The sequence below is a fragment of the Roseateles sp. GW821-FHT09H11 genome, assembly GCF_059415845.1.
This window is the reverse complement of the sequence record NZ_JBWKOA010000007.1, coordinates 36,557-58,512: the sequence shown is the minus strand read 5'-3', so window position 1 is coordinate 58,512 and position 21,956 is coordinate 36,557. Positions and strand designations below refer to the sequence as shown.

18 protein-coding genes are annotated in these 21,956 nt (G+C 64.1%); 15 read left to right on the top strand and 3 right to left on the bottom strand.

All coding sequences use genetic code 11. The features are described from left to right. Nucleotides 1-157 precede the first annotated feature (157 nt). The gene (locus AC07PR_RS22275; RefSeq protein WP_067279865.1) at nt 158-400 is read left to right on the top strand and encodes a hypothetical protein; all 243 of its coding nucleotides are present in this window, start codon (nt 158-160) and stop codon (nt 398-400) included. 203 nt (nt 401-603) lie between these two features. Here the strand turns inward: AC07PR_RS22275 and AC07PR_RS22270 are convergent, their stop codons facing one another. Beyond that, the gene (locus tag AC07PR_RS22270) at nt 604-2,472 is read right to left on the bottom strand and encodes a phosphoenolpyruvate carboxykinase (GTP) (RefSeq protein ID WP_495136607.1); all 1,869 of its coding nucleotides are present in this window, start codon (nt 2,470-2,472) and stop codon (nt 604-606) included. Between the two features lie 509 nt (nt 2,473-2,981). Here AC07PR_RS22270 and AC07PR_RS22265 point away from each other — a divergent pair. From AC07PR_RS22265 to AC07PR_RS22245, 5 genes are all read left to right on the top strand, one after another. After that, nucleotides 2,982-3,347 (top strand): helix-turn-helix domain-containing protein, encoded by a 366-nt coding sequence (locus AC07PR_RS22265; protein WP_495136606.1) that lies wholly within the window; start codon nt 2,982-2,984, stop codon nt 3,345-3,347. Beyond that, nucleotides 3,344-3,961 carry an ImmA/IrrE family metallo-endopeptidase gene (locus AC07PR_RS22260; protein WP_495136605.1) on the top strand — a complete coding sequence of 206 codons (618 nt, stop codon included), beginning with the start codon at nt 3,344-3,346 and terminating at the stop codon, nt 3,959-3,961. The genes AC07PR_RS22265 and AC07PR_RS22260 overlap by 4 nt, the downstream gene beginning before the upstream one ends. A gap of 173 nt (nt 3,962-4,134) precedes the next feature. Beyond that, on the top strand, nt 4,135-4,257 hold the full coding sequence (locus AC07PR_RS22255) for a hypothetical protein (protein ID WP_495136604.1): 123 nt from the start codon (nt 4,135-4,137) through the stop codon (nt 4,255-4,257). Nucleotides 4,258-4,348: 91 nt separating this feature from the next. After that, nucleotides 4,349-4,651 (top strand): hypothetical protein, encoded by a 303-nt coding sequence (locus AC07PR_RS22250; RefSeq protein WP_495136603.1) that lies wholly within the window; start codon nt 4,349-4,351, stop codon nt 4,649-4,651. Between the two features lie 81 nt (nt 4,652-4,732). After that, the gene (locus AC07PR_RS22245; RefSeq protein ID WP_495136602.1) at nt 4,733-5,563 is read left to right on the top strand and encodes a DUF6216 family protein; all 831 of its coding nucleotides are present in this window, start codon (nt 4,733-4,735) and stop codon (nt 5,561-5,563) included. Between the two features lie 56 nt (nt 5,564-5,619). On the opposite strand, the gene AC07PR_RS22240 is transcribed toward AC07PR_RS22245, so the two are convergent. Then, nucleotides 5,620-6,015 (bottom strand): hypothetical protein, encoded by a 396-nt coding sequence (locus AC07PR_RS22240; RefSeq protein WP_495136601.1) that lies wholly within the window; start codon nt 6,013-6,015, stop codon nt 5,620-5,622. Between the two features lie 688 nt (nt 6,016-6,703). Then, complete coding sequence (locus AC07PR_RS22235; RefSeq protein ID WP_495136600.1) at nt 6,704-7,342, bottom strand: TetR/AcrR family transcriptional regulator; 639 nt, start codon at nt 7,340-7,342, stop codon at nt 6,704-6,706. Nucleotides 7,343-7,421: 79 nt separating this feature from the next. Between AC07PR_RS22235 and AC07PR_RS22230 the strand changes: the two genes are divergently transcribed. From AC07PR_RS22230 to AC07PR_RS22190, 9 genes are all read left to right on the top strand, one after another. Beyond that, the gene (locus AC07PR_RS22230; RefSeq protein ID WP_495136599.1) at nt 7,422-8,900 is read left to right on the top strand and encodes an efflux transporter outer membrane subunit; all 1,479 of its coding nucleotides are present in this window, start codon (nt 7,422-7,424) and stop codon (nt 8,898-8,900) included. Beyond that, nucleotides 8,897-10,030 carry an efflux RND transporter periplasmic adaptor subunit gene (locus tag AC07PR_RS22225; RefSeq protein ID WP_495136598.1) on the top strand — a complete coding sequence of 378 codons (1,134 nt, stop codon included), beginning with the start codon at nt 8,897-8,899 and terminating at the stop codon, nt 10,028-10,030. The genes AC07PR_RS22230 and AC07PR_RS22225 overlap by 4 nt, the downstream gene beginning before the upstream one ends. Further along, nucleotides 10,027-13,161, top strand: coding sequence for an efflux RND transporter permease subunit (locus tag AC07PR_RS22220; RefSeq protein WP_495136597.1), 3,135 nt, complete (start codon nt 10,027-10,029; stop codon nt 13,159-13,161). Before AC07PR_RS22225 ends, AC07PR_RS22220 begins: the two co-directional genes overlap by 4 nt. A gap of 318 nt (nt 13,162-13,479) precedes the next feature. Further along, on the top strand, nt 13,480-14,373 hold the full coding sequence (locus tag AC07PR_RS22215; protein ID WP_495136596.1) for an NAD(P)/FAD-dependent oxidoreductase: 894 nt from the start codon (nt 13,480-13,482) through the stop codon (nt 14,371-14,373). A 131-nt stretch (nt 14,374-14,504) separates the two neighbouring features. Next, nucleotides 14,505-15,311, top strand: a complete 807-nt coding sequence (locus tag AC07PR_RS22210; protein ID WP_431100843.1) for an oxidoreductase — start codon at nt 14,505-14,507, stop codon at nt 15,309-15,311. A 507-nt stretch (nt 15,312-15,818) separates the two neighbouring features. Continuing rightward, nucleotides 15,819-17,537, top strand: coding sequence for a methyl-accepting chemotaxis protein (locus AC07PR_RS22205; protein WP_431100842.1), 1,719 nt, complete (start codon nt 15,819-15,821; stop codon nt 17,535-17,537). 288 nt (nt 17,538-17,825) lie between these two features. Beyond that, the gene (locus AC07PR_RS22200) at nt 17,826-18,095 is read left to right on the top strand and encodes a hypothetical protein (protein WP_495136595.1); all 270 of its coding nucleotides are present in this window, start codon (nt 17,826-17,828) and stop codon (nt 18,093-18,095) included. Between the two features lie 1,222 nt (nt 18,096-19,317). After that, a complete protein-coding gene (locus AC07PR_RS22195; RefSeq protein ID WP_495136594.1) occupies nt 19,318-19,632 on the top strand; it encodes a hypothetical protein in 315 nt (104 codons plus the stop codon). 1,803 nt (nt 19,633-21,435) lie between these two features. Then, entirely contained in the window at nt 21,436-21,939 is a 504-nt protein-coding gene (locus AC07PR_RS22190; RefSeq protein WP_495136593.1) for a hypothetical protein, read from the top strand. Nucleotides 21,940-21,956 lie beyond the last annotated feature (17 nt).

Here is a 21,956-nt window from a genome sequence, read left to right as displayed (position 1 = left end):
ACGGCCATCACGGGTTGAACGCGATCCGCCCAATGATATGCACGCTGTTTATACATTCGATGCTCATCTTTCATTGGCGGCATGCCTAGGGGAAACCCTATAGTTCGCTCATCGGTTCTACAGAGCCGACCCAACAAGCCAATCAAAGGAAATCGCCATGAGCGTCGCTACCCAAACCTTCGGTCTTCCGCTGAGCCGCACGGTGCGTCGCGGCGGCACGTTCGCCACCATCGGTGCCCGCGTCTGGGCCCGTACGATCACGAACGTCAAGGCCCGCATCGAGTCCGCCAAGATGGCTCGCGCCGAGCGCGAGATCCTGGCCCTCGCCGCCCAGTACGAAGAGAGCATGCCCTCCTTCGCCGCTGAGCTGCGCGCCGCGAACGCCCGTCGTAACGGCTGATCAGCCGACCCCGCCGGGCGCCGTATGGGCCCGGTCGCTGGTCCGGAGACGGTGTGATGTGAGCGCAGGCTCTCATTAGACATCGCACTCGGACTAAGCAAAAGAAAAGCCCGCTTCGAATCACTTCGAGCGGGCTTTGCCTTTTCGGGCTTCCCCGGACCCGCCTCTTCCGAGGCGGTCGCCGGGTGGAATTCGGGGAACGATCAGGCCTGGGCCAGACGCTGTTCGATCTTGGCCTTGGTGGCGGGCAATTCCGCCGGCAGGCCTTGGGCCAGTTGGACGAACAGTTCGTCGTGAAGCTTCAGCTCCGTCGCCCAGTCCTCGTTCGAGATGTGGGTGACGGTCTTGTACTGTTCCGGCGTGAAGGCCAGGCCTTGCCAGTTCAGGTCCTCGTAGCGCGGGCTGGTACCGAAGGCGTGCTCGACGCCCTGACCCTGGCCGTCGACGCGCTCGAGCATCCACTTCAGCACGCGCATGTTCTCGCCGTAGCCGGGCCAGACGAACTTGCCGTCGGCGCCTTTGCGGAACCAGTTGACGCAGAAGATGGCCGGCAGCTTGGCGCCGGACTGGGCCAGCTTGGCGCCCAGCGTCAGCCAGTGCTGGAAATAGTCCGCCATGTTGTAGCCCATGAAGGGCAGCATCGCGAACGGGTCGCGGCGCACGACGCCCTGCTGGCCGGCGGCCGCGGCGGTGGTCTCGGAGCCCATGGTCGCGGCCATGTAGACGCCTTCGGTCCAGTCGCGGGCCTCGGTCACCAGCGGCACGGTCGTCGAGCGGCGGCCGCCGAAGATGAACGCGTCGATCGGCACGCCGGCGGGGTTGTCCCACTCGGCGTCCAGCGCCGGGTTGTTGGTCGCGGCGACGGTGAAGCGGGCGTTCGGGTGGGCGGCCTTGGCGCCGGTTTCCTTGGCGATCGCCGGGGTCCAGTCCTTGCCCTGCCAGTCGACCAGATGGGCCGGCGGCGTGTCGGTCATGCCTTCCCACCAGACGTCGCCGTCGTCGGTCAGCGCGACGTTGGTGAAGATGACGTCCTTGTCCAGGCTGGCCATGCAGTTCGGGTTGGTCTGCACGTTGGTGCCCGGGGCGACGCCGAAATAGCCGGCTTCCGGGTTGATCGCGTAGAGGCGGCCATCCTTGCCGGGCTTGATCCAGGCGATGTCGTCGCCGATGGTGGTGACCTTCCAGCCTTCGAAGCCGGTGGGCGGGATCAGCATCGCGAAGTTGGTCTTGCCGCAGGCGCTGGGGAAGGCGGCGGCGACGTGGTGCTTCTTGCCTTCGGGCGAGGTCACGCCCAGGACGAGCATGTGCTCCGCCAGCCAACCCTGATCGCGACCCATCGTCGACGCGATGCGCAGCGCGAAGCACTTCTTGCCCAGCAGCGCGTTGCCGCCGTAGCCGGAGCCGTAGGACCAGATCTCGCGGGTCTCAGGGTAGTGGACGATGTACTTCGTCTTGTTGCAAGGCCACTTGACGTCGGCCTGACCGGCTTCGAGCGGCGCGCCGACGGTGTGGACGCAAGGGACGAACTCGCCGTTGTCACCCAGCGTGTCCAGCACCGCGCGACCCATGCGAGTCATGATGCGCATGTTCACGGCGACATAGGGGCTGTCGGACAGCTCGACGCCGATGTGGGCGATCGGGGAGCCGATCGGGCCCATCGAGAACGGCACGACGTACAGGGTGCGTCCGCGCATGGCGCCGCGGAACAGCGCGTTGTCGCCGTTCTGCAGCAGCGCGCGCATCTCGGCAGGTTCCATCCAATTGTTCGTGGGACCGGCGTCGAGCTTGTTCTTCGTGCAGATGAAGGTGCGGTCCTCGACGCGGGCGACGTCGCTCGGATCGCTCCACGCGAGGTAGCTGCCCGGGCGCTTGGCCGGGTTCAGCTTCTGGAAGGTGCCGGCATCGACGAGCTGCTGGCACAGGCGGTCGTACTCGGCCTGGCTGCCGTCGCACCAGTAGACGTCCTTCGCCTCGGTGAGGGCGGCGATCTCGGCGACCCAGGCGACGAGACGCTGGTGTTTGACGTAAGCCGGTACGTTCAGGCGCAAGCCTTCCATTACGGGTTGGTTCATGGCGGTTCCCAATTTGAGGATATGAAAAGCGGAATTGGGTCAGCTCCGTTCCGGTGGCTCCCGCCCCTGTTTTTCAGAGGAGGAGACCGCGGAGCTGACCCAATGCCGCGCCTCAGCGTGGTGCTTCGCCGAACACTGGTTCCAATGTAATCACGCCGTAACTCCAACGCTTGCTGGGGTTATGCGTTTCTGGAATGGATCGATGCTCGGCTAGCCAAGGCCGCGCGCAAAGGCGTGGGCAAGCGGGGTGCCGGTGTCGAAAGTCCTTTAACTCTGAACTTTCGCCGTCCAACTCTGAACTCCCGTGCATGGCGGTGGCCGCTGTGACCGCGGCGATGCCTACCGCCGAAGAATGGCCATGAAGAATCTTTAAACTTTTCTCAGAGTGTGCGCACACACTCATTTCGCCGTCAAGAGAAGTTCTTCACGGAAGATGTTCACAACTTTGTGAATACAAGGTAGAGTGGGTCCCAGTTGTTCCACCGTTCATTTTTTTCCAAGGATCGTCCATGAAGCTCACACCTTTCGGCGAGGCAGTCCGGCTGCTTCGTATGAGGTACGACGCGTCGCTCAAGGCCATGGCGGAAGCTCTGCAGATCAGTTCGTCGTATCTCAGTGGCATCGAGTACGGCGAACGCCGACTCACCGACAAGCACATTCAGGGCGCGCTCGCTTTCTTCGCCGGTAAAGCCAGCGCCGAGGAACTGGCCACGTTGGAAGCTGCAGCCGGGCGCTCCAAGGACATCATCGCGATGGACTCGTTGTCGCCCGACGCTCGCGGCTTGGTAGCTGCGTTTGCCCGTCGCTTGCAGGAGGGCGACGCGCCGACCCCTGAGATTCGCAACTGGATTGAGAAGAAAGGGCGCAGCAAATGACAACGCTTGGCAATGCGGGCCGCGGCGGTCGCACGCCAAAGGGCCTGAAGGTCGCAGCGATGAGCTACGACAAGCTTGAGGAGGTGGCGAACGGGCTGCGGCCCCTCCTACCTGTGCTCAAGCGTGTAGGACGTGATGGCTCCGCCATCGACTGCATGCGGGTACTTGAGCAGACGCTGCCGAAGGCGGGCTACAACTACATGTATGTGGAGAAGGAGGAGTTGCAAGACTGCGCCGCCTTCACGATCCCCGAGCAGAACATTGTGGTGCTGCGAGAGGACGTGTACGAGGGCCTGGCGAAGGACGGAGTCTTTGCTCGTAGCACCGTGGTGCATGAACTTGCACACATCGTCTTGAAGCACGCGGTCACCCTCCATCGAGGTGCTGCACTTGGACAGCACAAGTTCTATGAGGACTCGGAGTGGCAGGCCAACTCGCTGACGGCTGCGCTGATGATGCCGATCGAGATCTGTAGGCAGGCGCGTTCTGCGCACGAGCTGGCCCAACTCTGCGGCACCAGCGCCCAAGCGGCTGGCTACAGGATCGAAAACTTGGTGAAGCGTGGATTGATCGAGGCGAAAAAGGAGATCGGCTTGTTCGACAACCTGCGCTGAACGAAAAAACCCGCGAATCGGTTCCGATTGCGGGCTCTCGAGTGGGGTGAAACAGGGTCAAACCTCATTCACCTAGGTCCACTGGTTTGTCTGGGGAGACGACCAGAAGTGTATCTGCACTGAGGACTTGGGGACAAGCCAAAACCCTGCCACCTTCTTCACAGGAGGTAAGCATGGCTTACGCACGCGTGAAGAGCGTCTTCGTGCACGCCTACACCCGCTTGCGACTCGGCAAGCGGGAAATGGTGTGCCAGCACTGGCGCTCGCACCCGGGGCAGCTGTCGTTGTTCGACTGATCTGCCTCGTCATCAACTAGAGGCGGCCGCCGACGAGGGCGGCCGCTCATAGCGGCGCCATGAAAGCACCGCGCCCCAACCCACTTCCGCTATGACCACCATCACCGCGAACGACCTTCTGTATCGGGACTACACGTGGACCGCGCTGCCCGGAGACGACCCTCGTCGCACCGGTGCACCCGACAGCGTCCTGCTAAACCGCCACGAAGGATATGAGGTCCTCTACTTCATCAATCGCTTCTGCGCGGGCAATACCTGGAACCCAGGGCCGGCGGCGACCAAAGCCACCGCTCAGAAGGCTGAGCGTCTGATCCGCCTTCATCTCCCATCGACGGTCCGCTCGCGCGAGCGCATCTGGCAGTGGCTCCTGCAGAACTGGCAGATCCACATCTAGTGCATTGAGCCTGCCTGTCACGAGAACGTGTCAACGATGCAGCGGCCGCTGCCGCTGCAGTTCTTTCCTCGGAGCGAGTTCATGCAACCTGAACTGAGCACGCTGGTCCAATCTGCGCTGGCTTGGCTGTCGTCCCGCTGGGACGTGATCTTTACGGCCTTATTTGCCGTTGGTGGACTTCTTTGGATCTGCGCCAGGACTGGATCCACCCATGTGCTCAGGGCGCGCCTGTGGCAGCTGCTGTTAGGAAAGCCCGAGGAGCCCTCGGGCTTCCTCTCGAAGTTCCTGGCCGATCGCGACGCACTCATGCGCTTCAGGCACCTGACCGGCATCAGGGTGGCCACGACCGAGTGCGCCGAACGCCTTGTCAACTGGGCAACGGAGCGACGGATCGATCTGGACTTGGTTCGCGCAGCGGGAGACCACTTCAATGTGAACTTGCCCGGCTTCAATCGAAGACCGCCTAGACCAGGGGCGATCATCACGACGGCCATCTTCGCTTCCCTAAGCGTGTCGCTGGCCTTGCTTGTCACAGCGTTCGGAACAACGACCTTGGCTGGCATCAGGGTCGTCAAGACCAACACGTGGTATGCCGTCGACGAAACTGGCTCGCAGCGGCTCGAGCGTCTACGCCGAACAGGCCCCTTGGTCACCGCAGCGGCGTGCAAGAAGGATCATCTGACGGAGGCTGCTGCTACCAGTGTGAGCAGCTACGACATATCAGTCCTTTGCGAGCTGATGGGTTCGCCGGAAGGGCGGCAAGCCATCCAGTCGGCCAAGCGGGAGCAGATCGTTGCGACGGCGTTCATCGCGATCATCTTGACTTGGTGGGGCCTGATGGGCTTTCTCGCCGTTCGACGAGGTGGCGTGGCGCTAAGGCTCTACCGCATCGTGCACTTCGGGTACGCGTGAGGCATGTTGAGCGAAAGCATTCTTGCGCGGACACCTCCACAGTCCGCGATTGCTTCTCATCGCGAGAAGGCAAGCGCAGCCAAGCCCGCAATCACCGCGACCACCTGTACTTGACGCGACTCGCGCTTGCCCGTTGCCACATAGCGAGCGAAATGCTCGCAGTTGTGCCCGATAAGGTTGTACCGAGGATTCTGATGCGCTTTGCGAATTCGATCGATGGCATCGCGTTCGTCCGTAATGCGGCCCAGCACATCCCATTGACCGGTTTGTTGAAGCCACGCCAACTGGAGTTGGGGCGGCGTCTGATGAATAACCACAGGTTGCTGGCCACCGAACACATTCGGAATCTCTAGTCGATTTCCGACATCCAAGATTCCGAAGTGATCAACGCCCTTGGCGGCTGATCGTTGCTTGATCAGATAGAGCCCATCATCCAGATGCTCGAACGGCATGTTTAGTTCCTCCGTATGCGCAGATTCTTAGCGCTTACGAACATGCATTCGCTTAGTGGCTTCCTGAGCGGCACTGAGCTTGTCGCAAAACTGCACCGCCCGTCAGCGCGCTCCACGCGTCAACGGTCATGCAAACCTTCGCACGACGGACTCCCGTCTAGACAAACTGACCAGAGCACCAGAGCACCAGAGCACCGGGGCGCGTCGATTTCGCTCGGAGACGGAGGATTGGTCTAAACCTTGGCGGTGCTATCGCGGCTGGTCTGGCCATGCTGCCGGGCCCGCCAATCAGAGCGGCCACCTGGTGGCGAGAACCCACTGTGGGTTCCGGTCGATTTGACCACCTGTGCCGGTCCAAGTTGACCGGGTCACGGTTGACCGGTTGAGGCTGATTCGAGCCGTTCGCGGTTCACCACCTGAGTGGCGGCTCCCGCCAAAACCGACCGCCAAGCGCCGCTGGCCAGAACAGTAGCCTCACCGTCGAAGCTGGCCGCTTGTCTGTGGCGCTTGCCTCATGCATACCTTAACGAGCGCCTCCGCGCTGCGGGACAGACGCAAGTGGACCCCATGAAGTCAGTCACCGTGATCGCTGAACTGGCGGCTTTGCATTTGGCGTGCCGTCAAGAGGCCTCAGGGAACTAAGGCCCAAGGGCAACCGCAAAGGCAGGCATTTTGATCGCCTGCTCGCCTATACGCCGTAGGCTGCCATGAAGACCCGTACAGCCTCGCGCAGAAGAGCCCTGTTTTCTCGAGGATCCGGCATCTCAATCTTCAGCAGTCCGCGGATGTGCCCCGAGCCCAGGAACATCGACAGGAACAAGTCCGCTGCCTGAAGAGGGTTCCGCACGTTGAGCGTGCCCGCTGAGTGGGCGCGGCGCAAGTATGCGGCCAGCTCGCTGTTCACCCGCTCCGGGCCTTCCTTGTAGAACGCACGGCAAGTTTCCGGTTGAACGCCCGCGACGCCATAGACAGCGCGCATCGCGCCCAGGGCGTCCCCGCGCGCCAGCGCAAGAAACCGGGCGCCAACCGCCATCAGCGCCTCCTCCGGTTGGTCCGGGTCTAGCGCCTCGGCGCCCGGGGTCTCAGCCACCACCGCCGCCGTCCTGTTGCGCACGACAGCCTGGAACAGCCCCTCTTTGGAGCCGAAGTTGCTATAGACGGTCATCTTGGACACACCGGCGTCCGCGGCGATGGCATCCACGCTAGCACGCTCCAAGCCATGCTCGTTGAAGTGGTTTCGCGCGGCTTCCAAGATGCGCCTGCAGCGCTCGGGATCGCGCGGACGCCCCCGCTGGGGCTTGGGAGCAGGAACGGGGTCGGTGGACATGGGCAAATTTAGTGTACTTGACAGTTCACTATATCTGAACCACATTACTGTACTAGAAAGTACATCAATTCATCGTCTCATGACTTCCTCCTCCCGCCGCCGCAGATCGGTCTCCGCGGCAACCCGCCTCCCGGTGCTGGCGGCAGCGGTCGCGCTGTCGGCGTGCTCGACGCCCGCCGTCCAGCCGCCGTCACTTTCAGCGCCCCTCGCGACTGCATTTGCCCACTCCGATGACGTGCAGGCGCAAGGCGCGGCCGCGGGCCCTGAGTGGTGGGCCGCCTGGCAAGATCCCACACTCACCTCGCTCATCGAGGAAGCGCTGGGCGCCAACCAGGACGTCGCCATCGCGCTCCAGCGCGTCGCCCAGGCTCGCGCGGGCGCCGATGCCCAGGCCTCCCGCCTGTGGCCGACGGTGGGCGTGCAGGTCTCCGCATCGCGCAGCAGCAGCGGCCTGCCCGCGGCCGCAAAGCAAGGGACGCCCGACACGCAAGCGCTGCGCGTCGGCGTCGACGTCGCCTGGGAAATCGACTTAGCGGGGGGCGTTCGCGCGGCCCGTGACGCGGCGCAGGCCGACAACACGGCAGCGGTTGCAGGAGTGCAAGGCGCGCGCTTGTTGATCGCCAGCGAGATTGCGCGCCAATACTTCGTGCTGCGCAGCGCCGAGGAGCGGCTGCACATCGTGTCGGCCCTGGCCGATGCCCAGCGCCAGACCGCCGCACGAGTGGAGAGTCGTCTGCGCGAAGGCCAAGCCAGCGCATTCGACCACGACCGTGCCCGCGCCGAAGCTGACGCGCTGGACGCTCAGGTGCCAGCACTCCGGATGTTGGTCGGTATCACGCAGACCCAGCTAGCGGTGCTGCTCGGCCGCAGCCCGTCGGTACGCGTCCTCGACGACGACAAGGGCTTCGCGTGGCCTGCGGCGCGTGCCATCACGGCGGGCCAGCCCAGCGAACTGCTGAGGCGCCGCCCCGATCTGGTCGCTGCCGAGGCGCGTGTCGCTGCCGAAGCGCTGCGCACCGCCGAAGCCCGCGCCCAGTGGTGGCCCAAACTGTTCCTAAGCGCATTGGTGGGTCGCCAAGACTTGCGGCTGAACGCGCTCGAGCTCGCGCCGGCTCACTTCTCCAACGTCGCGCTGGCCTTTGCGATGCCGGTCTTCAACGCCGGCCGCATCGACGCGGGCGTTCGCGTGCAATCAGCGCGCGCCGACGAAGCACTGCTCGCCTGGCAGAAAGCGGTGCTCGTGGCAGTCCAGGAAGTGGAGGACAGCCTGCTCGTGCGCTCGCAGGAGGCCGAGCGCAACGCGGCCCTCGCACTCACCGTCGAACACCGCCGCCGTTCGCTGCAGCGTGCCGAGTCGTTGCAGCGCGAAGGACAGATTGACCTGCTGGCCCTGCTGGACGTGCAGCGCTCCGTGCTGGCCAGCGAACTGGCCTTGTCGGAAAGCCGCCTGCAGCGGGCGCTGGCCGACGTACAGCTCTTCAAAGCCCTGGGCGGTGGGTTCTCGATCACGCAGCCCGGCACCCACGTGACTTCACTTGCCGCAAGGACGTCCCAGTGAACAGGATCTTGCCCGCCCTCTCTCTTTCAAGCGTCGCCGTTGCCAGCCTGCTGCTGGCGGCCTGCAGCGAACGGCCCGCACCGGCCGTCGCCGTGAAACCAGTTTTCGTGACCACCGTGACACCGGCCAACGCCGCGCAGACCCGCAGCTTCACCTCGGTGGTTCGTGCCCGTGTGGAGACCGAGCTGGGATTTCGGACTGGAGGCAAGGTGGTCGAGCGACTCGTCGAAGTCGGGGACAGTGTCAAGGCTGGCCAGGTTCTGGCCCGTCTGGATCCGGCCGACTACCAACTGGCCGTGAAGGCGGCTGCGGACCAGGTGCTGGCCGCGTCCGTGGACGCGCAGCAGGCCGCTTCCGATGAGGCGCGCTTTCGCCGGCTGCTGGCGGACGGGTCGGTCGGCGCCGCCGATCACGAGCGCCAGAAGGCGCGCGCCGACGGCGCGGCGGCGCGCCTGGATCAAGCGAACCGCCAGCTCGAGCTGGCGCGCAATCGCGAGGCGTACGCCGCGCTGGTCGCGCCCTACGCAGGCGTCGTCACGACGCTGAGCTTCGAGCGCGGCCAAGTGGTCGCGGAAGGCCAGCCCGTGCTGTCGCTGGCCCGCGATGGCGACCGCGAGATCGTCGCCGAGCTGCCTGAGGACTGGGTCGGCCGGGCACGAAGCCTAACAGCCACGGCAGCCCCCTGGAACGACCCGACATCGCAGGTCCGCCTCGTGCTGCGCGAACTTTCGCCGCAGGCCAGCCCGCAAGGCCGGACCTACCGCGCGCGCTATTCGGCCGCGCCCGAATCGCACGAGACCGTGGCTGCGCTGCCGCTTGGCAGCACGATGCATTTGGCGCTGTCGGCACCGCATGCAGGCCCCGCGACCGCAGTGCTTCCCGTGAGCGCCTTGGTCAAGGGCAGCGGCCCCGCCGGCGTTTGGACGGTGAACGCCAATGGTTCGGGCCTCGTGCTCACACCGGTCCGAGTCGTGGCCATCGATGACGCCACAGTCCAGGTCACGGGCTTGGCCGCTGGCAGCAGGGTCGTCAGCGTCGGCGCTCAGAAGCTCGATGCGGGCATTGCCGTGCGCGCTGTCGAGCGCCCCCCCGAATCCGCCGCAACCCCTGTGGTCAAGAGCAGTTCATGAAACGCTTCAATCTTTCGGAATGGGCTGTCACGCACCGGCCCATGGTGCTGTTCCTGATCATCGCGACGCTCGTCGTCGGCAGCCTGTCGTTCAGCCGCCTCGGGCGGCTGGAGGATCCCAATTTTGACGTGCCGCAGATGACCGCCATCGTCGTGTGGCCCGGCGCCACGGCGCAAGATGTGCAGGACCAGGTGCTCAACCGCATTGAGCGCCGCCTGCAGGAGCTGGATCACTTCGACTACGTGCGCAGCTTTTCGCGCCAGGGCTACGGCGGCATCACGCTGTGGATGAAGGGCGGCAGCAGCAAGGAAGAACTGGAGAACGCGTGGTACCAGGTGCGCAAGAAGATCGGCGACACGCGCCAGGAGTTCCCCGAGGGCGTGCGCGGGCCGTTCTTCAACGACGAGTACAACGATCGCTACAGCGTGCTGTATGCGTTGAGCGCTCATGACTTGTCGATGGCCGAGCTGCTGGCCCTGACGGAGGACGTGAAGCGCCGCCTCCAGAGTGTGCCCGGCGCCGCCAAGGTGGACGTGCTGGGCAAGCAGGCCGAGCGGGTGTACGTGGAGTTGTCGACGCGGCGCCTGGCCTCACTCGGCATCGCGCCGACGGCGGTGTTCGACGCACTGGCGCGCCAGAACCTCGTGACGCCCGCCGGTTCGGCCGATGCCGCGCACGACCGTGTGCAGGTGCGCGTGGACGGCGGGCTCAAGAGCACCGCGGACGTTGCCAACGTGACGTTGGAAGTCGGTGGTCGGCTGCTGCGAATGGCCGACATCGCCACCGTGCGCACCGGCTATGAGGACCCGCCCAGCTTCAGCATCCGTCACAACGGCGTGCCGGTCCTGGCCATCGGCGTGACCATGCAGCAAAACGGCAATGTGCTGGACTTCGGCAAGGCGCTGGAGCAGCGGCTCGACCAGATCAGGCAAGAGGTGCCGGCAGGGGTCGAGATCCAGCAGTACGCCGACCAGCCGCGCGTGGTGGCCGAGTCGGTCTGGGAGTTCGAGCGCTCCTTCCTGGAGGCGCTGGCCATCGTGCTGGCCGTGTCCTTCCTGTTCCTGGGCTGGCGCACCGGCATCGTGGTCGCCGCATCGGTGCCCCTGGTGCTCGCGCTAGTCGCCGCCGTGATGCATGCCGCCGGCTGGAACCTCGACCGCATCTCGCTCGGGGCGTTGATCATCGCGCTGGGCCTGCTGGTGGACGACGCCATCATCGCCGTCGAGATGATGGTGGTAAAACTGGAGGAGGGTTGGGACCGCCTGCGCGCGGCCACTTACGCCTACACCTCCACGGCGTTTCCGATGCTGACCGGCACGCTGGTCACGGCCGCCGGCTTCATGCCGGTGGGCTTCGCCAAGTCGATTGCCGGCCAATACGCGGGCGGCATTTTCTGGATCGTCGGTACGGCGCTGATCCTGTCCTGGCTGGTGGCGGTGGTCTTCACGCCGTATCTGGGGGTGATGCTGCTGCCGAAGAACCTGGCGAGCCGACATGAACACGGCAACCACCACGACCCCTATGACCGGCCGGTCTACCGACGGCTGCGCGGCATCGTCGACTGGGCGGTGCAGCACCGAGCCTGGGTCCTGGCCATCACGGTGCTGGTCTTCGCCGTGGCCGGTGCCGGCATGCTGAAGGTACAGCAGCAGTTCTTCCCGACAGCGTCGCGGCCGGAGTTGCTTGTCGACCTGCGGCTGCGCGAGGGCGCGTCCTTCGCCGCCACCGAGCATCAGGTGAAGCTGCTGGAAGCCGAGCTGTCCAAGGACCCGGACATCGAGTTCTTCACGGCGTACACCGGCGCTGGTACGCCGCGCTTTTATCTGTCGATCCAACCGGAACTGCCCAACCCCGGGTTCGCCCAGTTTGTCATCAAGACGGCAGGGATTGAACAGCGCGAGCGCGTGCGCGCTCGTCTGATGGAACTCTTCGACAAGGATGAGGCCTTCCCCGATGTCAGGGCGCGCGTGCAGCGTCTGGAGTTCGGCCCGCCGGTGGGCTTCCCGGTGCAGTTGCGCGTCATCGGCCCGGACAAGGCGCAGGTGCGCGAGATCGCCTACCGCGTGCGCGATACGGTACGCCAGAGCCCGCTGGTACGCGACACGCAACTCGACTGGAACGAGCAGGTCCGCTCGATGCAGGTCCACGTCGACCAGGACAAGGCGCGGCTGCTGGGCCTGTCCACGGCCGACGTCCAGGGCCTGGTGCAGACCGCGCTGGAGGGAGCGCCGGCAACGCAGATCCGTCGCGGCGAGGAACTCGTGGACGTGATCGTGCGGGCGATACCCGACGAGCGCAAGCGCATTGGCCAACTAGGCGATCTTCAATTGTTCACGCGCAGCGGCGTCACCTTGCCGCTTTCGCAGGTGGCGCGGGTCGAGCCGGGCTTTGAAGAGCCGGTGCTGTGGCGGCGCAACCGCGACATGGCACTCACCGTGCGCAGCGACGTCGTCGATGGCGTTCAGGGGCCCGACGCCACGGCGAAGATCCGGCCGTCGCTCAAGCCGATCATCGACAGCCTGCCGGTGGGCTACCGCATCGAAGAAGGCGGCGCGATCGAAGAGAGCGACAAGGCCAACGAGGCGCTGTTCGCCGTGTTTCCCGCGATGTTTGCAGTGATGTTGACGCTGCTGATGATCCAGCTGCAAAGCTTCTCGCGCCTCTTCATGGTGTTCATGACGGCGCCGCTGGCGCTGATCGGCGTGGTGCCGGCGTTACTGCTGTTCAATGCCCCGTTCGGCTTCGTCGCGCTGCTCGGTGTGATCGCATTGAGCGGCATGATCATGCGCAACTCGATCATCCTGGTCGACCAGATCGACCAGGACATCGCGCGCGGCCTTGCGCCCTGGGTCGCCATCGTCGAGGCAACGGTGCGACGCTCGCGCCCGGTGGTGCTGACAGCGGCTGCGGCAGTTCTGGCGATGATCCCGCTCACGCGCAGCGTCTTCTGGGGCCCGATGGCAATTGCGATTATGGGTGGCCTGGTAGTGGCCACGGCCCTGACCCTCGTCTTCGTGCCTGCGCTGTACGCGGCTTGGTTCCGCATCCGACGCGACAGCCCCGCGCAGGCGCCTGCGGAATCGACGCCAGGGCTCGCCGCGCGACTTGCGGACGGAGAGGCCCATGCTTGAGTACAGAGGTCCCCAGGGCGCCGGACCGCCGCATCGGCATTCACTCACAAGGAGGATGTCGATGACTACTGATCGAGGCGCGAATCGTTCCGGTCGAAGTGCTCGCTCCAAAGCCGGCTCAAGCATCGCCGGGCGCTGAGCGTGATCCCGCATGACAACCACATCGAGCCGACTGTCGGTCGGTCAGACGGTCAGCCTTCCATGCAACGACGAGCCCTTCTGACGCTGGCCGCGCTCTCCACCACCGGCCTCGCCATCGCCCAGTCCACTGCCAAGCCCAGCCCACCTCCCTCTGGCCACAAAACGGAGCCCATCACCATGAATGACGTCATCATCATCGGCGGCAGCTTTGCCGGCCTCGCCGCCGCCCTGCAGCTCGGACGTGCCGGCCGCAAGGTCACCGTTCTCGACACCGGGTTGCCGCGCAATCGCTTCGCCGGTCACTCCCATGGCCTGCTTGGCCACGATCACAAGCCGCCGCTGGACATCCTGGCCGAGGCGCGGCGGCAACTGGCGCGATATCCCGCGATCAAGCTCGTCAATGCCAAGGCCGACAGCGTCGCTGGCGCCATCGATGATTTTTCCGTGGTCACTGGCGACGGCGAAAGCTTTAGGGCACGCCGCGTGGTCCTGAGCTATGGCGTCGCCGACCAGATGCCTGATGTGCCAGGCTTTGCCGAAAGCTGGGGCACGTCCATCGTTCCCTGCCCCTATTGCGACGGCTTTGAAGTCGCCGGCCAGCATTGGGGCCTTGTCTGGTCGGGGCCGCCGTCCCACCAGTCCGCCAAGCTGTTTGGCGATTGGACCGACAAGTTGACGGTGTTCGCCGATGGTCACTACATCGCGCCCGATATCCAGGCCGATCTGGCGCGCCGCAAGATACCTGTCGTCGATGGCCGCATCATCGAGATCGCCCATCGCAAGGGCCATATCTCCACCGTCAATCTCGATACCCACGGCAATGTCGCGGTCGATGTCCTGTTCGCCCATCCGCGTAACAAGCCGTCGGCAGGCCTGCATGAATCACTGGGCCTCGTCACGGTCGATACGCCCGCCGGCATCGCCCTTAGGGTCGACGAGCGCCGCCAAACCAGCATGCCCGGCATCTACGCCGCCGGCGACCTCGCCACGCCCTTCCTCCCCTCAGTCACCCAGGCCTCGTGGCAGGGCGCGATGGCGGGCATCTTCGCCCAGCAGTCGATGCTGACCTGAGGGCCTGATCCCTTCTCCGGTGCCCGCAGGCTGCCGCGGCACCGGCATCCGCATGACGAGGCGTCACGCGTGCATTGGTACGTGTGCGGCCGCGCTTCGCCCGCATTCGCCTGATTCAACCAGAGATCTTCATGACCAACCAACCCACTATCCTAATCACAGGCGTTTCCTCCGGCATCGGGCTCGCGACAGCCAAGAAGTTCGTCGCGTGCGGCAGCCGCGTTTTCGGAACGGTGCGCAGCCTCCAGAAGGCCACCCCGATCGCCGGTGTCGAGCTGGTCGAGATGGACGTTCGCAAAGACGCCTCGGTGCTCGCCGGCGTGCTGACAGTGATCGGCCGCGCCGGGCGGGTCGATGTCCTCGTCAATAACGCCGGCGTCAGCATGATCGGCGCGGTGGAGGAGACCATGCCTGCCGAGGCGGCCGCCCTGTTCGACACCAACGTGCTGGGCGTTCTCAGAGTCTCGCAGGCGGTCCTGCCGCACATGCGGGAGCGGCGGCAGGGCAGGATCATCAATGTCAGCTCCGTGCTGGGTTTTCTGCCGGGACCCTACATGGGACTCTACGCCGCATCCAAGCACGCCATCGAAGGGTTGTCGGAATCGCTGGATCACGAGGTTCGCCAGTTCGGTATCCGCGTCACTCTGGTGCAGCCTTCCTACACGAAGACCAGCCTCGAGGCCAACTCGCCCCACGCGGCCACGTTGATCAATGCCTACGACAAAGAACGCCAACGCGTCACGCGGTCGTTCTCTACCAATGTCAATGGCGGCGGCGACCCGGCGACCGTCGCCAACACCATCGTCGATGCGGCATTTGGAGCCAGGCGGATGCGACGCCCGCCCCCGGGCCAAGCCTCACTTCTGAGCAAGTTGCGCCGCTTTATGCCCGCCGGCCCTGTCGACAAAAGCCTGCGCAAGCAGCTGGGCCTGGGCTGAGGCCAGGCCCATTCGGATTCCCTTCGGCAAGTCATTGCCGTGCGACGCCCCCGCGCGGGGCCTACGTGAAGGAGCTCACCCATGAAAACTTACCTTCGTGCTTACGTCCTGGCGGTGCTCGCTGCGCTAGCGGGCTGTGCAGCATCGGTCGACGAGAAGACGTGCGATGCGCCTCAGATTCAGCGAGAGCTCGGCTACACGCCTCCAGGCTGTGAGCAGGCCCCCTGAATTCAACCGTGGCCAGCGTGAGCCGTTAGTCCGTCATCCCAACTAAAACCAATCCCGGGAAAGGGTGAACCTTCGCACTCGCGTCGGCGTTGCAGCCGCACTTGAGTGAGCCAACTGCGAGCGCAAAGCCAGTTCATGTAGGCAAAGGTCCGACACCAAGAAGCGGCGACTCCGACTTTCCGAATTTTGTCGTACGGCGCACAGTACCACCCATCAGCCCTGCAACCGCGCGGGTTTCCTCTGCCAACTTGAACGGGTGTGCCAATGTCGCGTTTATCTGTGAAGCAGCTTCTTGTGCTGGCGTTTGGTCTACTGGCGGCGTGTGTGACCGCTGTGTCCCTTCTGGCGCTTCACGATCTTGGTGCCACGAGCGGCCGTTTCACCGACTTTGTGAACGGTATTGCCCAACGGGAAGGGCTGGCGGTCGACCTACGTATCGAGGCGAACCGCCGCGCGATCGGGGTGCGGGACATGGCCATCGCTCAGTCCCCCGGCGAGTTGCAGGCAGGCAAAGAGATGGCGCTCAGTGCGCATGCGCAGCTCGGTAAAACGCTTGAGAAGCTGAAGAGCACCGTCCAGCGCTCCTCCACGAGCGATCGCGAGCGCGCAATCCTGGCACGCATCCTGGAAATCGAGGCCAAGTACAGCCCGGTGGCTGCCGGCATCGTTGCGATGGCGGACGCGGGCAAGCGTGAGGAGGCTACGCAGGCGATCAGCCGGGATTGCCGCCCGCTGCTTTCCGCCCTTCTCGCCGCGGCGCGCGAATACGTCGACGAGACCCGGGCCCAAGCCGACCAAAGCGTGCGCTCCGCTGAAACCGACTACGCGGGTCAGCGCTGGTGGCTCGGGATCGCAAGCGCAGTGGCCGTTGCGGCCGCGATCGCGCTCGGACTCTTCATCACCCGGCGCATGCTGCGAGCGCTCGGCACGGAGCCCGCCGTGCTGAGCGAGGTCGCGCAACGCGTGGCACAGGGGGACCTGAGTACCGTTAGCGGTGCCGACTCGGCACCTTACGGTAGTGTGCTCGCGTCGATGGGCCAAATGCAGCAGCAGCTCGTCACCCTGATCGGACAGGTGCGCCAGGCTGCGCAAACCATCGCCGGCGCCAGCGAAGAGATTGCGCACGGCAACAACGATTTGTCGAACCGGACCGAGGAGCAAGCGTCCGCACTTGAGCAAACAGCTTCTTCCATGGAGCAGCTCAGTGCCACCGTTCGGCAAAACGCCGACAACGCCGTGCAAGGCAGCCTGCTAGCTCGGGGTGCTAGTGAAGTGGCGGGCCGGGGCGGCGAGGTCGTCAGTCAAGTGATCGGGAAGATGCGAGGCATCCAGGACAGCAGCAAGCGGATCGGCGACATCATCGGAACCATCGATGGGATCGCATTCCAAACCAACATCCTGGCGCTGAATGCGGCAGTGGAGGCTGCGCGCGCAGGTGAACAGGGGCGCGGATTCGCAGTTGTGGCGTCGGAGGTTCGCAGCTTGGCTACACGCTCGGCACAAGCGGCGAAGGAGATCAAACAGCTCATTAACGACAGTACCACCCGTGTTGAGGAGGGTACCGCCCTCGTGGATAAAGCTGGCGCCACGATGGAAGAGGTAGTTGCCGCGATCGGGCGCGTGACTGACGTCATGGCTGAGATCAGTGCAGCAAGCGCAGAGCAGAGCACCGGTGTGTCCCAGATCGGTCAAGCAGTCGCACAGATGGACCAAGCCACCCAGCAAAACGCTGCGCTCGTCGAAGAGTCCGCGGCTGCCGCAGACAGCCTGAGGGAGCAAGCCAATCGGATGGTCGAGTCGGTCGACGTATTCAAGATCGACGTCGGCGGAACGCACGCTGCCGCTGCTGCGCAGGCGGGGGGACGCATTCGCCATGTGTCGCTGAATGGCGTGAACGAGAGGCGCATGAGGGCCGCGCCACTGACCTCGTCAGAGCATTCGGCACGGAGGACCTCCTCAGTGCCGTCGACTAGCGATGGCGTCTGGGCCGTCATCTGACCCGCGTGGGGGCTTCGCAGCCCGCCGCCTCAACGCGGGCCGCTTCAGTTGGCCCCGCGACGTGACCGGCACGCTGAGCCTAGCCGCACTCAGTTCGACGCCCTGGTGCTAGGTCTGCCCTGGCAGTACGTGGGCGAGGCGGGCAACGGTTTCGTCATCAGCAATGAAAATCTCCACGCGCTTCTCGGTCTCTTGCGCCAAGTAGCCGGCGTGGTCAGCAAGAGGCGCCGCGCTTGGATAATGGGGCTGAGGCGTGGGGGCAGCCTGCCTGGGACGGTGCGACGGGCCGTGCACCTGAGCACGGAGTCGGTGCTCTTGGATGGCGGACCGCTGGTGAATGCTGAAGAGAGCTGGCCCCTCCCGGCGCGCCCGGTCGGCGGCTATTCCGCCACAAAGGCTCAGGCGGAACGCGAGGCGCTCGCCGCGTCGCAAGCCCGGCTGGACGTTGTCGTCGTCCGCCCGCGATTCATCTGGGAACGCGACGACACGACCGCGCTGCCGCAATTGTTGAAGGCTGTGGATTCTGGCAAGTTCGCCTGGATCGACGGTGGGCGGTAACCGGCGGGCGCTGGAGTCTGCCGGTCACAAGGCAGGCGTTGGCGCCCTCAGCCGTTGAGGTGACGTTGAACGTCGGAAAGGCGCGCCGCGACTTGAACTATGTGCGGCCCGTCACCCGCGCGCAGGGGTTGGCAGAGCTGTGCGCCGTCCCTCCCGGCTGATGGCGCTCTCGGCTTGTTGCTACGGCCGCGGCACCGAAGTTCTCCCGCTGCTGCGGTTAACGAACGTCCGCTTCCGCTGGCGGATTCAACCGGTCGATGCAACACACTGATCGCTGTGTTCCAAGGCCAAGCGGAAGCTCTCGATGCACAACGCTCAGGTCAATCGATCGACGATGCGATCGTGATGCTCGCCAACTGGATGGAGCTCCCTCACGATAGGCTGACAGAAGACGACCGCGCGGTCCTGATCACGATTGGCGGCTTGCTCTATCGCGAAGGTCTAAGTCAGCGACGTCTTTAGCGACACGTTTTCAGGGCAGCAGGCCATCCGGATCGATGGCGAGAATTGAACCCGCGAGCGGCCTCAGCCAGACAGCGTCTAGGCACTATCCGTGCGAATTTGGTGCGAGCTCCCCTCGGCGCCTCTGCTTCAGGACTGGAAGCGGAGGTCGACTCAGTCGTCGCAGCGAGGCCCGCGCCGCCAATGAATCACGATTGCACATGCTCAGTTACGGACACTCTGCGAGACGGCCTCTTGCTGAAGGCTCCAGCGAACGGGCAATCTCCTCGTTCACCGGCGCAACCTGCGCAAGCCAAGACACTGTGAGGCCAAATCCGGGCGTGATGTGCACCAGCGCACTGAGCGCGGCTTCAGATGGTGCCAGCATAGTCGCATGGTACAAATTTCCACCGCGACGAGCGAGCAGCTTCATCTTGCCCTGGCGAGATGGGTAGTTTCTGTTGAAGCCCTCTTGCAAGAAATTGACCGCGTTACAAAGGGTGGACATCCGAACCCAGCAGTAATGTGCCATTTAATCGCCGCAGCTGAAGCTAATCTCCTGCGATGCGAGGAGGCCCAATCATTGTGAACGCTAGGCTTAATTGCCACGATTCTGAACAGGGAGGTCATCGATGGATAGAGCCACCCAGCGAGCTTTGAAGTTCTGGCGACAGACTGATACCGAGGCTCGACCGCGAGAGCGAGCTACCGGCGGACATGAGGCCAAGGTAAACGCTGGGGAGTCGACATGGATTACCTCGTCGGAATGCACTAGGTCGTCGTGCTTGAGAGTGACCACAACAGCACCGAGCGCACGATTCGCCGGGAGCTGGAGCGGAGCCTGGGCGGCGCCGCAGGCGTGGTCGAGGCGCTTCTCGCTGGCGGCAGAGGGGACTACGGGGTCAGAACAGCAGCAGGTGCCGCAAGCGAGCGCTGGCGCGACGCGATGCTCGCCGCGTTGGATGCGGCCCACCTCGAGTTTGCTGCCTTAATTCTGCGACTGGCCGGCGACGAGCTCGATGAAGCGCTGGCGGATGAGCTTGTGACGGTCGACAGCCGGGCAGTGGCCCTTATGGAGGCTACTCCAGCAATGTGAGAGCTCGGTGGCAGATTACGAGTTCCTCTATCGCAATGCCGAGTTCGGACTTTTTGCGCCGCCAGATCTCAAGTGCTCGCTGGGCCTCATCCCCCACAAACGGCGCTTGGGCACCCTTGCGGGGGCTCGCGTCCTTCCAAGCAAGCTGCTCAGCCACGACGCAGCGCTGCAAGTGCAGCATTGCAGCTGAAACCCTGAGACGGCTAATCATGCGAACTCTCGGATACGCGTCGCGCGGCCCGGTGTCTGACATAGATCTCAAAGGCAGCCAGCGTGATGAGGCTACACCGTAGAGCGTTTTCGCGCGATGGCTTTACGTGAAATCTGAGCGACGCCAGCATGACTTGCTGAATCGCGTCTTTGTCCTGGCCCAGTTGGAGGAGAAGAGCGTCGGTCCTGACCGCGTCGGCCTGATCGAAAAATCGGCCGGCCGCGGGCGGATCAGCAGCTGGGCACCATCGACAGGCCCCGCAAGCCAGGCCGCCCAGTCCTCAGGCTCACCGTCGACCACAGCGCGCTTGTCCTGCTTGTCGGCAGGCAGGTTCGGATCTGGCTTGTGCAGTCGGGCCAGCATCGAATGGCCGTCGCAGTTTCACGTCAGCATCGTGTAGTTAGGAACGATCTCGCCCGTGGCCCAGTCCGTCCAGTGGTTCCAGGTCCCGGCGAGCATCCACGGCAGCCCGTCGGCGCGCTTAAGTTACCACCACGCATTGCGCCCCGTCTCCCAGTTGGGTTACCGGTACCAGCTCGCGGGAATCAGACAGCGGCGCCCTTCTCCCAAGCTGCGCGAAACGTCGGGCTCGTCCCGACCGTCTCCCTACAGTGTTGATCAGGTTGAGGGCGGATGTGAGGTCCTGTCCGATGACGCCTTTGAACAGTTGCCTATGCCAAAGGCCAGGATTACTCGGCAAGCGTTCTCCCGAAGAGCGGAACTCGATAAAGGTCTTGAAGACCAATGCCGCTGAGGTTTGCCCTGTTTCCGGGGCCGTCCTGTGGCTGTGAGAGGGGCTATCGACCATGCCACGCGGGCAGCCGCGCACGGAGCCCGATACGGCAAACTGCCAGACAACGTGAGTACGCTGGCGGAGATGAGCGACAGCAAACGCTGCGTGGTTGCCGCGGCTCTAGGCTGGCTGCAGGCGCTCGATTTCTGCGGGCCGACGACCGCTGAGTGCGGTACCGGTCATCCGACGTGTGCGGGACCGTGTGACTGGTGAACCTCCGGAACCCGCCGCTCGGCCGACTCGGTGCATTGGCCCGCGCGACGCCGCCGTCAACAGCAGCTATGACGCGGTGCGAACTAGCGGTCTCGACCCATAGCAGCCGGTCGCGCTTTGTCGAAGCCGATGTCGGTTTGCGCACAGCCCAAAACTGAAAACCGGCCCCGATCAGCCACTTGGCGCTGAACGAGTCAGCGGGCTTTGAACCCGTGTCTCATTCAAGTCTGAACTTTCAGTTTTTCGTTTCGCTCAACTTTGAATTTTCAGCGCCGACACGGCAGGTCTTCCAGCCTCCCGGCGGTGAGGCTGTGCGCGCAAACAACCGGGCTGCCAGCGACCGCGGACAGCCATCAGGTGTGAGCGCCGCCTCCTGAGGAACTCGTTGAGCGCGGTGGCCCACACGGTGATGTTGCGGGCGCATCCTCATGTCTGAGGATGCGCCCCGCAGATCGGCTACCTATAACGAGACTTGCTTGCGGGACACCGCCCCCACCGCGGGCTGTCGAATCGGCAAAGGCAGTCCCGTGGGTATCAACAGGCCAAGCCACTCATTTGGTCACGACGCCAGTCAAAAGGAGGAAACATGCTCTCTCCAGCGGAAATCGCAGCCGTTGTCGCTGCGACTAAGGGCGCCGTCGACCTTTTCGACAGGTTGGCAGGGCCGATCAAGCGGGTCATTCTGGGTCACCCTAAGTTCGAGCAGGCAGAAGCAAAGGATCAGCGTTGGCGTTTTCGCGTGGAGACCGAGGGAAAGGATGTCGTCGTCAAGGAAGGCGATTACACCCGCCAAACGATCACCGATGCGGACCTCTCAAAAGCACTTGGTCCCCAGGATCTCGCGCTCGTTCAAACCTACGAACGCAAGATGCAGGACTACTTTGACCTGTGGACCAGCGTCTACGCTGCCAAGGACATGTCACAGGACCCTCTGGTGAACGCCAAGACGGACGCCCAGTTGAAGAAGCTGATCGGCAATATGAGGGGAGAACTGCTCGGCATCCTCTCCTTCCTACAAAAGATCGGCGTGCATCTTGATGACCACTACATGCATGTTCGTTCTTTGGTCGAGCAAACAGTTCCCCAGTAGCTCCCGCGCGTTCACAA